The organism is Pseudoalteromonas prydzensis, from assembly GCF_001661495.1.
In the GTDB taxonomy this organism is placed as follows: Bacteria; Pseudomonadota; Gammaproteobacteria; order Enterobacterales; family Alteromonadaceae; genus Pseudoalteromonas; species Pseudoalteromonas prydzensis.
The window spans coordinates 22,673-36,453 of the sequence record NZ_BDDT01000002.1; the positions used below are offsets into that span (position 1 = coordinate 22,673).

11 protein-coding genes and 1 pseudogene are annotated in these 13,781 nt (G+C 38.2%); all 12 read left to right on the forward strand.

The window, feature by feature from the left end; all coding sequences use genetic code 11:
- The first annotated feature begins 34 nt into the window (after positions 1-34).
- Positions 35-271: a helix-turn-helix domain-containing protein gene (locus tag A7968_RS04515; RefSeq protein WP_064665408.1), complete on the forward strand. Its 237-nt coding sequence runs from the start codon at positions 35-37 to the stop codon at positions 269-271.
- A gap of 152 nt (positions 272-423) precedes the next feature.
- A complete protein-coding gene (locus tag A7968_RS04520) occupies positions 424-1,890 on the forward strand; it encodes a class I SAM-dependent DNA methyltransferase (protein WP_064665409.1) in 1,467 nt (488 codons plus the stop codon).
- Complete coding sequence (locus tag A7968_RS04525; RefSeq protein WP_064665410.1) at positions 1,890-3,119, forward strand: restriction endonuclease subunit S; 1,230 nt, start codon at positions 1,890-1,892, stop codon at positions 3,117-3,119. The genes A7968_RS04520 and A7968_RS04525 overlap by 1 nt, the downstream gene beginning before the upstream one ends.
- Complete coding sequence (gene hsdR / locus A7968_RS04530) at positions 3,119-5,626, forward strand: EcoAI/FtnUII family type I restriction enzme subunit R (RefSeq protein ID WP_064665411.1); 2,508 nt, start codon at positions 3,119-3,121, stop codon at positions 5,624-5,626. Before A7968_RS04525 ends, hsdR begins: the two co-directional genes overlap by 1 nt.
- Before the next feature lie 56 nt (positions 5,627-5,682).
- Entirely contained in the window at positions 5,683-6,768 is a 1,086-nt protein-coding gene (locus A7968_RS04535; RefSeq protein ID WP_064665412.1) for a hypothetical protein, read from the forward strand.
- A 45-nt stretch (positions 6,769-6,813) separates the two neighbouring features.
- Positions 6,814-7,350, forward strand: a complete 537-nt coding sequence (locus A7968_RS04540) for a hypothetical protein (protein WP_064665413.1) — start codon at positions 6,814-6,816, stop codon at positions 7,348-7,350.
- Positions 7,351-7,459: 109 nt separating this feature from the next.
- The gene (locus A7968_RS04545; RefSeq protein WP_064665414.1) at positions 7,460-7,861 is read left to right on the forward strand and encodes a TIR domain-containing protein; all 402 of its coding nucleotides are present in this window, start codon (positions 7,460-7,462) and stop codon (positions 7,859-7,861) included.
- Positions 7,803-8,834: a caspase family protein gene (locus tag A7968_RS04550; protein WP_208855830.1), complete on the forward strand. Its 1,032-nt coding sequence runs from the start codon at positions 7,803-7,805 to the stop codon at positions 8,832-8,834. The genes A7968_RS04545 and A7968_RS04550 overlap by 59 nt, the downstream gene beginning before the upstream one ends.
- The gene (locus A7968_RS04555; RefSeq protein WP_064665415.1) at positions 8,834-9,313 is read left to right on the forward strand and encodes a toll/interleukin-1 receptor domain-containing protein; all 480 of its coding nucleotides are present in this window, start codon (positions 8,834-8,836) and stop codon (positions 9,311-9,313) included. The genes A7968_RS04550 and A7968_RS04555 overlap by 1 nt, the downstream gene beginning before the upstream one ends.
- A gap of 256 nt (positions 9,314-9,569) precedes the next feature.
- The gene (locus A7968_RS04560) at positions 9,570-10,973 is read left to right on the forward strand and encodes an SMEK domain-containing protein (protein ID WP_064665416.1); all 1,404 of its coding nucleotides are present in this window, start codon (positions 9,570-9,572) and stop codon (positions 10,971-10,973) included.
- Positions 10,963-12,381: an argonaute/piwi family protein gene (locus A7968_RS04565; protein WP_064665417.1), complete on the forward strand. Its 1,419-nt coding sequence runs from the start codon at positions 10,963-10,965 to the stop codon at positions 12,379-12,381. Before A7968_RS04560 ends, A7968_RS04565 begins: the two co-directional genes overlap by 11 nt.
- Before the next feature lie 350 nt (positions 12,382-12,731).
- Positions 12,732-13,733: pseudogene (locus A7968_RS04570) on the forward strand (DUF3362 domain-containing protein); the annotation flags it as partial.
- Positions 13,734-13,781 lie beyond the last annotated feature (48 nt).

The following is a 13,781-nucleotide window of genomic DNA, read 5'->3' on the forward strand; positions in this document are numbered from 1 at the left end:
GAAAATCTAATCATTTTGCCTTGAGGAAAATCAGGTGAGTGATTTAGTTAAAAATTTTGGTGAAAAACTACGAGAAAAACGTAAAGAAGCCGGCTATTCGCAAGAAGGTTTTGCCGCCTATGTTGGTATAGAACGCGGTAATTACGGAAAAATGGAAAGAGGTAATGTTAACATTAAGCTCGAAACTCTCTACAAGTTAGTGAATGCATTAAATTGCGAGTTTGAAGAGATACTACCGGCAAGACAAAAATATAAAATTGATCTAGGTTAGCTAAAAAACTTTCGGGTATTAATTTTTTATCAATAATTTAAATATTTAGGGTATATTAATCACCATTACCTTAGGAATAACTATTAGCTACAGAGTTGTTTTTAATAAAATAAATCATCTTTAACTCTCTGGCTAACAAGGACTTAACTTATATGTTTGAACAAACTTTTAAAAACATCGACGACATTTTCCATAAAGATGCTGGCTGTTCTAGCGAACTAGACTACACCGAGCAATCGTCGTGGATGCTATTTTTAAAATACCTTGATGATTTAGAGTTTACTAAATCTCAAGAAGCCGAGCTAATGGCTGAAGACTACCAATATATCATTGATGAAGAGTACCGTTGGAGTTCGTGGGCTGCACCGAAAACCGCTAAAGGTGAGTTTGATCACGACAAGGCCTTAACCGGTAGCGACTTAATGGATTTTGTTGATGGCGAGTTATTTCCTTACCTTAAAGGTTTTAAACTTCGTGCCAAAAGCCCAGACACTATTGAATACAAAATTGGTGAGATATTTAGCGAAATCAAAAATAAAATTCAAAGTGGCTACTCACTTCGTGACGCGCTCGAAAAAGTAGACGAATTACGTTTTCGTTCGCAAGAAGAAAAGCACGAGCTTTCTCACTTGTACGAAGTAAAAATTAAAAATATGGGCAATGCTGGCCGCAACGGGGGCGAATACTACACACCACGCCCATTGATCCGTGCGATGATAGACGTATTACAGCCACAAATTGGCGAAACCATATACGACGGTGCCGCAGGCTCGGCGGGGTTTTTATGTGAAGCCTACGACTACCTTCGCCAAGGTGGTGCCAGTAACAAGCAGCTTTCAACTAGCGACTTAAAAAAACTGCAAGAAAACACCTTCTACGCCAAAGAGAAAAAGTCTTTAGCGTACGTTATCGCTATTATGAACATGATTCTACATGGCATTGAAGCACCTAACGTTATTCACACCAATACACTGGGTGAAAACCTACAAGACATTACCCCAAGCAACCAGCACGACATAGTATTAGCTAACCCGCCGTTTGGCGGCAAAGAGCGTAAAGAAGTTCAGCAAAACTTTCCGATTAAAACCGGTGAAACCGCCTTCTTGTTTTTGCAGCACTTTATCAAAATGCTTAAGCCTGGTGGCCGCGCCGCTATCGTTATTAAAAACACTTTCTTATCGAATACTGATAATGCCGCCATTGCCTTGCGTAAAGAGCTATTAGAAAACTGCAATCTACATACTGTACTCGATTGCCCTGCCAAAACCTTTTTAGGTGCTGGGGTAAAAACCGTCGTATTGTTTTTCACTAAAGGCGAGCCAACACAGAAAACATGGTTCTACCAGCTAGACCCTGGCCGCAGCTTGGGCAAAACTAACCCACTCAACGATAAAGACTTAAAAGAATTTGTAGAGTTACAAAAAGGCTTTGAAGCCAGTGCAAAGTCTTGGTCATTGGCTACAGCAGTTCTAGATGATGCAACATGGGATTTATCGGTAAAAAATCCGAATCAAGCGGAAGAAGCGCCCCTACGTGAACCCCGAGCCATTATTGAAGAAATCATCACGCTGGATAAAGAAAGTGAAGCAATTCTGGGTAAAATTCAGGAGTTGTTGTAATGGGACAGAGGGTAAAGCTTAGCGATCTTTTTCAGATAGGCTCTAGCAAAAGGGTTCTTAAGGCTCAATGGCAGAAAACAGGAGTTCCTTTTTATAGAGGTCGCGAAATAACAAAGCTTTCGCAGTTAGGCTCTGTTGATAATGAATTGTTCATTACGGAAGAACTTTATGCTGAATACGCTGATAAATATGGTGTGCCTGCTGCTGGTGACATAGTAATTACTGCTATTGGGACTATTGGCAACTCTTACATTGTTTCAGAAGGTGATAGATTTTACTTTAAAGATGCAAGCGTACTATGGCTTAAGAAAGCGTCGGAGGTTGATAGTAAATATATTAACTTGTGGTTGAAATCACCTTTAATGAAAAGTCAGCTGGATGAAGGTAACGGGGCAACTGTTGATACTTTAACAATTAAGAAACTACAAAGCTTAGTTGTAGACTTACCAAGTATCCCTGAACAAAAACGTATTGTCGCTATTCTCGAACAAGCCTTTGCCGATATAGAACAAGCCCGCGCCAAGACCAAACAAAATCTCAAAAACGCCCGCGAGCTGTTTGAAAGCTATTTGCATCAAGTGTTTAACAAGCGTGGTGAGGGTTGGGTTGAATCAACGTTGGGTGAGATCACTGGTGGGATATATACAGGCCCTTTTGGTTCACTGCTTCATAAAAGTGATTATATTGAAAATGGCATACCCTTGGTGAACCCTGCTCATATAACAGCCTTGGGTATTGAGGTTGATAATAGAAAAACCGTCTCTAAAGAGACTGCTGAGCGCCTATCAAGTTACATTATGGAAAAGGGGGATGTGGTTATAGGGCGACGAGGCGAAATGGGTCGCTGTGCTTCAGTTACTAGTCAAGAGTCTGGTTTTCTTTGTGGGACGGGTAGTTTTTTTATCAAATCATCCAGTCGGTGCGATAGTGGTTATTTGGTTAGGTATTTACGCTCTGCTAGTTGTGTGGCTCGTTTAGAAAAAATTGCCGGCGGAGCGGTTATGCCAAACTTAAGTAATAAAGATTTAAGTAATTTTGAAATTCTGTTTCCACCTATAGAAAAGCAAATTGAGATTCTTGGGTTTATAGATATTCTTTCAGCGGAAACCGAAAAAGTCGCTTTGATTTACCAGAAAAAGTTAACCGCACTAGAGGAACTTAAAAAATCCATTCTACAAAAAGCCTTTTCAGGCGAGTTGACCAAAGAAAAAGAAGGAGTTGTGGCCTAATGTCTCAAGCAAGGACGCGTAATGAAGCCGACACGAGAGCTGATTTAATAGACCCTAAATTAGTCGCTGCGGGTTGGGGTGAAGTCGATAACAGCTTTATTCGCCGCGAACTTATCTGCCCTGGCCAAATTATGGCCGGTGGTAAACGGGCTAATAAAGTCCCGTGTGATTATGTGTTGGTATACAAAGGCCGCAAGCTTGCCGCAGTTGAAGCCAAAAAAGAAAGCCTAACCTACAGCGAAGGTGTACGCCAGGCTAAAGACTACGCACAACGCCTACAATGCCGTATTGCTTATGCCACCAACGGCCATGAGATTTACCAGATTGATATGCTCACTTGCGAAGAGAAGCTGGTAGATGAATACCTGTCTCCGCAAGCGCTATGGGATTTAACCTTTGAGCAAAAAGGCGATACACCAGAAGCGGATTATACGACAGCTTGGCGTGATATGTTTTCTACCATTCCCTTTGAAGCCAAAGGTGATTGGGCACCGCGTTATTATCAAGAAAACGCCATTCACAATGCCCTTGAAGCCATTGCTCAGGGCGAACCACGAATTCTGTTAACGCTTGCTACAGGTACAGGTAAAACCTGTATTGGCTTTCAAACAGCGTGGAAGTTATTTCAAACCCGTTGGAGTTTGACCGCGCAGAAAGATATAAGCCTTGCTAAAAAGCGCCCACGTATTTTATTTTTGGCCGACCGTAATATTCTAGCTAATCAGGCATTTAATGATTTCGGGCCGTTTGGTGAAGATGCCATTGTGCGCATCACTCCTGAAGATATTCGCAAACGAGGCGGCGTTCCTAAAAATGCGAGTGTGTTTTTTACTATTTTTCATACGCTTATGTGTGGGCCTAAAACCGAATTAAAAGAAGCCACAACTGAAGAAGATGATAACGCGCCAGTCAAAAAGTCAGAAAACCCGTATTACGAGCAATACCCAACTGATTTTTTTGATTTAATTATTATTGATGAATGTCACCGTGGCGGCGCAAATGATGAAAGCGCATGGCGTGATATTCTTAATTACTTTTCCCCTGCCGTACAGCTAGGCTTAACTGCCACACCAAAGCGTACCGATAACGCTGATACCTATGGTTACTTTGGCGAACCCGTTTACAGCTATACTCTAAAAGAAGGCATTAACGATGGTTTTTTAACGCCATTTAAAGTGTTACCAATCGTTGGCACTATGGATGAGTACAAGTATATAGAGGGGGATGGTGTTGTTGTAAAAGGCGATCCTGAGCCTGGTAAACTGTATAAAGAAGGTGACTTTAACCGCATTATTACCATACCTCAGCGCGAAGAGCGCCGTGTACACTATTGGATGGATCGCTTTAATCCTAAAGAAAAAACCATCGTGTTTTGTGCAACACAAGTTCATGCCGGTATGGTGCGCGATTTTATTAATCAGTATGCAGTTAAAAAAGGCTGGACTACCAACACTAACTATTGTGTTCGTGTTACCGCTAACGATGGCGTAGCGGGTGAAAACGACTTAAAAACCTTTTGTGATAACGAAAAAACCATTCCGACAATTTTAACCACATCACGCAAACTCTCTACCGGCGTTGATGCGCGTAACGTACGTAACATTGTGCTCATGCGCCTTTGTAACAATATGATTGAGTTTAAACAGATTATAGGCCGAGGAACCCGCACATACGATGGCAAAGACTATTTTACCATTTACGACTTTGTAAAAGCGCACCATAACTTTGCTGATCCTGCTTGGGATGGTGAGCCAATACCCAGCGAAGTATGCCCTGAGTGCGGCACAACGCCGTGCCAATGTGAAGACACTGGCGGCGATGGAGCCGGTGAGAAGAAACCGTGTAAAGTGTGTGAACAAAAGCCATGTGTTTGTGAAAAGCCAGAGCCTGAAGGCTGTGAAAAATGCGGTGAAAGACCATGTGTATGCGAAAAGCTCGAAATAAAGCTCTCAGACGGCCGTACACGACAAATTAAGCATATTTCCTCAGCAATGTACTGGAGTGCTGAAGGCAAGCCGATTACCGCTAAAGAGTTTGTTGAACGTATGTTTGACGACTTACCGCGCTTTTTTGAAAATGAAGATCAACTACGCGAAATATGGAGTGACCCAACCACTCGCGAAAAGTTATTAGAAGATTTAACTGAAGCGGGTTACGACAGTGAAAAACTCGATAGCATGAAGGCAGTAATCGACGCTCAAGACAGCGATGTATATGATGTTTTATCCTACGTAGCGTATGCCTCAGAGGCACAAACTCGTACCGAGCGAGCTCAACAAGCAAAACCTAAAATAAACTCTGCATTTACTGACTATAAACAACAAGAGTTTATCAACTTTATATTAAGTAAATACATTGAAGACGGCGTTCAAGAACTGGCACCTAAAAAAATGCGCAGCTTAGTAGAGCTTAAATACAACACCATTAATGATGCAGCGATTGAGTTTGGCTCACCAGCTGCGATACGCGACACATTTATTGGTTTTCAGAAGTATTTATATGAATAAGAAAGCTCCGTTCGGGAAAAGCTTATTAATTTTTTAGTCGCTAGTAGTGAGGTTGTATGAAAGCGAAAATAGTTGAGTTGCTCACTAATAATCCAGGGTTAAAAGGTAAAGAAATAGCTAGAAAACTAAGCCTTGAAAAAAAGAGCGTAAATTCTTTTTTATACCATGACAAAAGCGGTACTTTTATTGAACGAAAAAATGAATGGTTTTTAGCTAATATAGGTGCCGTACTTCGATTTGAAAAGAGTGGTTGGCTAACTACTTGTGACTTTGAAGCACTTCTCAAAGAAGGAAGTGATGTTTGGTGTGACTCTATAGAAACTGTAAGGTTTGAGTTTTATAACTGCTCAATATTATTAGGTGCTATTTCTAGACTATTATCTTTAGTTAATCAGTTAGCATCAATAGGTAAGCACGTTACTCTTGATTTTACTGGGTGCAAAAAGTCATTTTCATATTTGTGTAGAATTGGATTATTTGAAACTTTTCATGAGTCTGTAACTGTACTTCCTCAGATAAAAGATAGTTCTTCCTATTATGGTGGTAATAATAAAGTAATGGAGTTCGTTTTAATACCAGCTGAAACACAGCAAACGAACTTACCTGTAAAGCTAAAAAACTCGTTTATCGAATTAGCGGGTGAGCAACATTCCAATGCGGCATTTGGTTTTATAGCTGAATTTATTAACAATATTATTGAGCACTCACAAACTCCAACCCCAGGAGTGGCAGCACTTCAAGTCTATGGTAAAAGTAAAAATAGGACGAAAGTTCAGACTGTTTTTTCTGATAGCGGAAAAGGTATCATTGGTACGTTGAGGCCTGTTTTAGCCAAACGATACCCTCAATTACATAATAAGTATCCTCCAAACAAGGAAAATTCAGACATCCATTTATTAAATGAGGTTCTGCAGTCTGGCGGTGTAAGTGGTGCCAATGATGCTAATTATTTAGGCCGAGGTCTAGGACTTAAACTTAGTGCGAAACAAGCTGCAAAGTTTGATGCAACAATTTGTGTAAGACAAGAAACATTTGAACTTACGTTAAAATATGTCGATGGTAAGCTTGATGAATCCAGTTATAGCTCAGATCTCAAAAAAATATCTGGAACCCATATATGTTTTGACTTTTTTCTGCGTTAGTATGCTAGAATCTCGTTAAATAAATATAATTAATCAGAACGAATTATGTTGATAAAATTATTAGATATAACAGCCGATGCTCTCCCCAATGGGAATGTTAAGGGTAAAGATGTATATTCTAAACTACATAAAATGATTGAGTCCAGACAAGAGCTGGATACATTTGGGGTTTCACTAAAAGGTATTGAAGCTACCGACGCTTCTTTTCCGAGAGAAAGTGTTATGGCTTTAGCAAAGCATTACAGAGGAGAAAAGTTTATCTACCTCACAGATCTTCAGGATGAGGATTTAATTGATAATTGGACTTATGGTGCTATTGCCAAAAACCAACCTATGACTGTTTGGAATAATAAAAAGGTATCTTTCATAGGGCCTGATATGGCTAAATCTGTTAAAGAACTGACAGATTTTTTAATAATTAAGCAAAAAGTAACAACTAATCAAGTTTCTACTCATTTTGATATTACAACGCAAAACGCAAGCACTCGCCTCAAAAATATTTTCAAATTGGGCTATGCCAAAAGAGTTGAAGAAATAGCTGAATCTGGCGGTAAAGAGTTTGTCTATAAATTAATTAAATAAATCTGGTTAAAAAACTTTATTTAATCAGATTTATGAGTTAACCTTATTCTATTAACCAAAGCCCTAAGGTCTGGTTAAAAAAACATTATTAATCAGAACGAGGTTCCAAATGAAAACTTACCACTTATTTATTTCCCATTCATGGAATTATGGACATCAATACAGCAGCTTAACTACCTTACTTAGAAATAGAGCGCTTTTTAACTTTAGGAATTATTCTGTTCCTGAATCAAATCCTATTATTGGAGCAAGGACCGATAAGCAGCTTGAGGCGGCTATTGAGAATAAAGTTAAAGCCAGTTCAGTAGTAATAATAATGACGGGCGTGTACTCAACTTATAGTAAATGGATAAATAAAGAAATCGCTATAGCTAAACGTTTAGGAAAACCAATTTTAGCTGTAAAACCATATGGGGCAACGAATATGTCTTCAGTAGTTAGAGGTGCAGCAGATGAAATATGTAACTGGTCTACTGAAAGCGTTATTTCAGCAATTCGTCGTTTGGCTTAAGGGAGATAAAAAAATGAGAAAAGCTCTTTTTATAGGTGTAAACGATTATACCTTCATTAACCCATTAAGTGGCTGCAATAATGATGCAATAGAGATGGCTTCTGTTTTAACAAGACATGCATCAGGTACTCCTAATTTTCACAGTAAAACTTTTACTACTGCAGAAGATAGTCTTAGTAGGCATACCTTAGAAACGTCAATTCAAGAGCTATTTTCAGGTTCTAGCGATGTTGCATTACTCTATTTTGCTGGTCATGGTTGCTTCGATACAAATCTTCATGAAGGAATGATTCTGCCCCAAGATTATAGAAATACAAGCGACGGTATTCGTGTAAGTGACATTCTTACTTGGGCTAGTAATGCAACTGAGATAAAAAATAAAATTATTATTCTTGACTGCTGTGAAGCTGGCGGAGCTGGAGAAAGTAAGCAATTGAAAGGTGGCTCAAGCATAATTAGTGATGGTATTACTATCTTAACGGCATGTAGAAAAGATGAGTATGCACAAGAGTGTGCCGGACATGGCGTTTTCACTAGACTGTTACTTCAAGCATTGCACGGGGGGGCTGTTAATGTTCTTGGTCACGTTACCCCCGGTAGCTTATATTCTTTTGTTGATAATGCACTTGGTCCTTGGGAACAACGACCTGTTTTTAAAACAAATGTTTCTGAGTTTATTTCTTTAAAAGAGCACACACCACTTGTACCTTTAGAAACACTGAGAAGATTACCTGAATGGTTTCCTGAAGCTGAGTCTGTATTCGCTTTGACACCAGCTTATGAGCCTGAGCACCCTGACTTTGATCCTAAGTTGGGAGAAGTCTTTTCTCAACTGCAGCAATGTAATAGGCATAGTTTAATAGAGCCTGTCGATGCTGAGCATATGTACTTTGCAGCCATAAACTCTAAAGGATGTCGTTTGACTGCTCTAGGATCTTATTACCGCGAATTAGCAAAGAAAGGACATTTTTAATGAGTGTATTTATTAGTTATAAACATTTAGATCGTGATTTAGCTATGCAAATTGATCGTCGATTGAAGCTTGATAACATTACTACTTACTTAGATGTTCTAGATGCCGAATCTCAATCGACAGTGGATATAACAACAGTTATTACAAAGAATATAGCAAAGTGTACTCACTTAATTGCTGTAGTATCGAAAGAGACTGCTACATCTTGGTGGGTCCCTTTTGAAATCGGTGAGGCAACAATATCAGCTAAACGGATTGCTTCTTATCGTTCTAGCTTTAGCTCACTACCGGAATATTTAGAAATGTGGCCGAAAATGGATAGTATGCAACACTTGGATTTGTTTATTGAAACATACAAAAATGAGCAGCGAGAATCAGTTTATAACCGAAATATGTTTGAGTCTGTAGGGTCTGTAGGAGTTAAATCTGCAAGCGACTTCCATAGTACTTTAAAATCTAAAATTCGCCGTGGTTATTAAAAGTTTTGGACTGGCCATTGATTGCTCAATAGTCAGTATAAAAATTCGAACCATTGGTTATGCCAAGTTCCTCTGATAAAAATTTTAAGTAGGTAGACCTAAATAAGTGAGGATATATAGATTTATGTAATAAGCATCAGAAGTAACGGTAGTTTTCTTGTTGTTGTATGATTTATAAACGCTCTTATTAACTTTATAAGGCTTTTTCTGAGGAAGAGCGGGATCTAGATAAAAATCAAAAATAGGAGCTTTAGCTTTGGAAGCCATATCTATTGAAAATGAACTAAGAGATGTAGTAAGCAGAATAATAATTCAGGTTAATTTAGCAACTAAGCAAGGGAAGATAGATGTAAATTTAACATTGGAAGATGCCATTATACCCATCCTTAAAGAGGTTTATCAACTTCCTAAATTAATTAACCTCAATGCGAAGCAGAAAAATTTCCCAGGCATTGATTTAGGCGATGAATATGATCGAGTTGCATTCCAAGTAACTTCAACGACAAATATAGAAAAAGTTAAAAAGTCGTTGCGAGTATTTTTAGATCAAGGTTTTGATAGTAATTTTGATGAATTATACCTTCTTATATTAACTGAAAAGCAAAAATCTTATTCTCAAAGCGCCATTGATAAAATCACAACGGATAAGTTCAACTTCTCTGTTAAATCTAACATTATTGATTTATCAGATCTATTAGCCGAAATAACCTCTATGAGGCTGACGGCACAAAAACGTATGTTGCATGAGTTTAAGCTTATACTAGGTGATATTGATGGGTATTTACAATTCACTACTTTAGAGCAGCCCGAACAAAAACTACTAACAACAAATTTAGCAGAAATAAGCTTTCCAGATGAGGTGTATGTTTCAGAAGTCGCGATTGATTTCAAAGATACTCTTGAGAGAGCGAAGGCCGAATTAGGGTTTAACAAACGAAAACACAATAAAAAAACACTTATTAAGTTAGCTATGGTGTTAAATGGCCCTGTATTTGATGGTTGGGCTTTCCATGAAGGGAAGCTGTTTACTTTTGTAAACCCTGAGTATGATGAAAGGTTACTAAATTTAGTAGATACAGGCTCTATTGAAAAGCTAAATACAATTGATCTTAATCAATCTGAATTTGTTGAATACAATAATATTTTTAAAGAGTTATTAAAAAGCAGTTTAAAAGATGAAATGAGCAGCTTTGCGATTAATTATAATAATTCTGAGCGCTGCTTTTATTTTCTACCATTTGACGAAAAAGATGATTTTAGAAAACAAGATTGGGTTGGGAAAAAGAAGGCAACAAGAACAGTGTTTGAGAAAAAAATGAATACTAAAGACATAGATAAAGTTCTTTATTTTAAACATCTTAGCTTTGAAATTTCCTTTTATAACATTGGTATAAAGTGGTATTGCTTGATTGTTCCAAGTTGGCTATTTACTTTCAATCTCTATAAAAAATCTTATTACCATGAGAAACACCTTTCGCAACAGAAACGGCTAGAGACATCAGGAACTGTTAGAAACTTGACTCGATTTATTGCATATTTTCTTAATGAGGAACTTACAAAAATTGGCTCACCTTTTTCCATATCAAATTTAGCACAATTGGAATGTGAATATCCTGATTTAAATACTGATGACGTTATGGAGAATGAGGATGAAAGTTAAAGTCTTATCAGAACCACTACTAGAGTTTGGAAAAGGGACACATATATGCCCTCGTTCAGGAATTGAACGCTTAGGTGTTTATGACAACAAGGATGAGTTCCGAAAGAACCAGCTTATTTTAGGTATAGTAGGACGTGGAGAAGGTATTGATAAACTTGATATTTGGTTAGATAAATGTCGCTCAGGAATAGCTGCCAAAGAATCCAAATTAGCCAATCTTTTTAAAGGGTTTGGTGGAGTTACAGAGTCTCACGGTTTTCATTCTAAGTTACTTTCTTCGCCGACTTATACGCGGCCTATTCAAAAGTCCTCCCTCAATAAAGTTAGTAAAATTAAAGCTAGAGAAGAGCGCGTTCATTGTGCTGTTGATTTGTATTACGATCAAATAAGATTTTTAACCGAGAATAGAGCCGTCGATGTTATTGTCTGCGTTATCCCCAAAGATCTGTTTGAATATGTTACCAAATTAAATTCAAAAGACTCTGAAGATAACGATCAACTAGATAATTACTCAGAACATAACTTTAGACGGTTATTAAAAGCAAAGTCTATGCATTTAGGAGTTCCGTTGCAGTTGATTATTGAAAATACAATTGACGACGTGAAGGTTGCTAAAGGTCAGCAAGATGAAGCAACTAAGGCTTGGAATTTCTGCACAGCCCTCTATTACAAAGGTAATAGGACAGTTCCATGGAGACTTGTTGAAGAAAAATATAAGCCACGGTCTTGTTATGTGGGGATTGGTTTTTATAAAAGTCGTGATGGAGAAACAATTTCAACGAGCCTAGCACAAGTATTTGATGAGTTTGGTCATGGTGTCATTCTGAGAGGTACTCCTGTAGCGCTAGATAAAAATGATAGGCGACCCTATATGTCAGAAGAGCAAGCATATGAGTTGTTAAATAACGCATTATCAGAGTACGATAAGGCATTAATGCAAATGCCAGCGCGAGTGGTTATACATAAATCGAGTCAGTTTAGGCCGTGTGAAGTTGAAGGTTTTAATAAAGCGCTTGAAGAGAAAGTCATTAGATCAAGAGATTATGTATCTATAACAACTTCCGATTTGAGATTGTTTAGCGAAAATAACTATCCACCTAAACGAGGAACATTGCTGACCGTAAGTGAGAGTGAGGGGCTTTTATATACTCGGGGGTTTGTCGATTTTTATAAAACATATCCAGGTATGTATATTCCTAGCCCATTGCGAATAATAGCTTATGAAAATGACTCTTCTCTTGAGGATTTATGTGAAGAGATTTTAGGGCTCACAAAAATGAACTGGAACAATACTCAGCTCGATGGTCGACTACCTATTACTATAGAATGTGCAAAAAAAGTTGGAGAAATAATGAAATATGTTGATGGAAATGAAAAACCACAAGTAAGCTATAGTTTTTATATGTAATACTCATTTTAAAGCATGACTTAGATTCACTATTATAAAACAAATTTAATAGTATTTTTACTGTTGAATTTGGTGTTTTTATTTGTCCTTATAAAATAAAATTTTTATAGTTTCCCATAAATTTAAATCATGCTTTTCACTAAGGTTAAGAAAGCGCTTCCCCAAAGGTTTCATTGAATCACAGCAGATACTATTTATTCAAGTGTGATTCATAGATATCTTTTTTAGAAATTTACGCCAACAATTTAATTTTTCATACCTCAACATTGTTATTTACTAATATTTTTAGAACTTTCTATAAGGCAGTTATACATAGGCTTCCACTACTTTTCTAAGTAAAAATATTAAGGTGCACTTTCTGCTCTATCACTGAGCATGAAGGGCGAATTATTCAAAGTCGTTCGCAAGAGTCTATCATTGAAGAAATAGAGCAAATTCGCGATAAAGTACCTGGCTTTACAGGGGTTATTTCTGATCTTGGTGGCCCTACTGCAAACATGTACAAACTGCGTTGTAAGAGCAAAAAAGCAGAAAGTACGTGTCGTCGCTTATCCTGTGTTTACCCTGATATTTGTAAACACATGGACACCGACCATACGCCAACAATCGAGCTGTATAAAAAAGCCCGCGAAGTAAAAGGGGTGAAAAAAATCCTCATTGCTTCAGGTGTACGTTATGATTTAGCGGTACAAGATCCTCGTTACGTTAAAGAATTAGTAACCCACCATGTTGGTGGTTATTTAAAGATTGCGCCTGAGCATACCGAAGACGGGCCATTATCGAAAATGATGAAACCAGGCATGGGCGCGTACGACCAATTTAAAGAGTTATTTGATAAGTACTCAAAAGAAGCAGGTAAAAAGCAATATTTGATCCCGTACTTTATCTCGGCGCATCCAGGTACTAAAGACGAAGACATGGTAAATATGGCGTTGTGGTTAAAGTCGAACGATTTTAAACTTGATCAAGTACAAAATTTTTATCCATCACCGATGGCCAATGCCACCACGATTTATCACACAGGGATGAACTCGCTGCGTAATATTAAAAATAATACTGAGCAAGTACCGGTACCAAAAGGCGAACGCCAACGTCGTCTACATAAAGCGATATTGCGTTATCACGATCCAGCAGGTTGGCCGATGATCCGTGAAGCACTGCGCAATATGGGGAAAGCCAAGTTGATTGGTAAAGGGCCAAACTGCTTAGTGCCAGAGGAAACGCGTGACGAAAAATCACTTAAAGCAGGCAAGGGCGGGCGTCCAGCACTGAGTCGTCATACCGGTTTTAGCCAGTTTAAAAAGGCCAATACTAAGCCAAGAGTGGGTGGTAATCGCCAACGAGCAAGGTAAGCTTGCATATAGTAATAAAACGCCCAGCATGTGCTGGGCGTTTTTGTT

Bases quoted from the DNA above. Each gene is read 5' to 3' on its own strand.
- A7968_RS04565 (WP_064665417.1), top strand. From the start codon at position 10,963: ATGAAAGTTAAAGTCTTATCAGAACCACTACTAGAGTTTGGAAAAGGG.
- A7968_RS04550 (WP_208855830.1), top strand. From the start codon at position 7,803: ATGAAATATGTAACTGGTCTACTGAAAGCGTTATTTCAGCAATTCGTC.
- hsdR (WP_064665411.1), top strand. From the start codon at position 3,119: ATGTCTCAAGCAAGGACGCGTAATGAAGCCGACACGAGAGCTGATTTA.
- A7968_RS04520 (WP_064665409.1), top strand. From the start codon at position 424: ATGTTTGAACAAACTTTTAAAAACATCGACGACATTTTCCATAAAGAT.
- A7968_RS04545 (WP_064665414.1), top strand. From the start codon at position 7,460: ATGAAAACTTACCACTTATTTATTTCCCATTCATGGAATTATGGACAT.
- A7968_RS04540 (WP_064665413.1), top strand. From the start codon at position 6,814: ATGTTGATAAAATTATTAGATATAACAGCCGATGCTCTCCCCAATGGG.
- A7968_RS04555 (WP_064665415.1), top strand. From the start codon at position 8,834: ATGAGTGTATTTATTAGTTATAAACATTTAGATCGTGATTTAGCTATG.
- A7968_RS04525 (WP_064665410.1), top strand. From the start codon at position 1,890: ATGGGACAGAGGGTAAAGCTTAGCGATCTTTTTCAGATAGGCTCTAGC.
- A7968_RS04535 (WP_064665412.1), top strand. From the start codon at position 5,683: ATGAAAGCGAAAATAGTTGAGTTGCTCACTAATAATCCAGGGTTAAAA.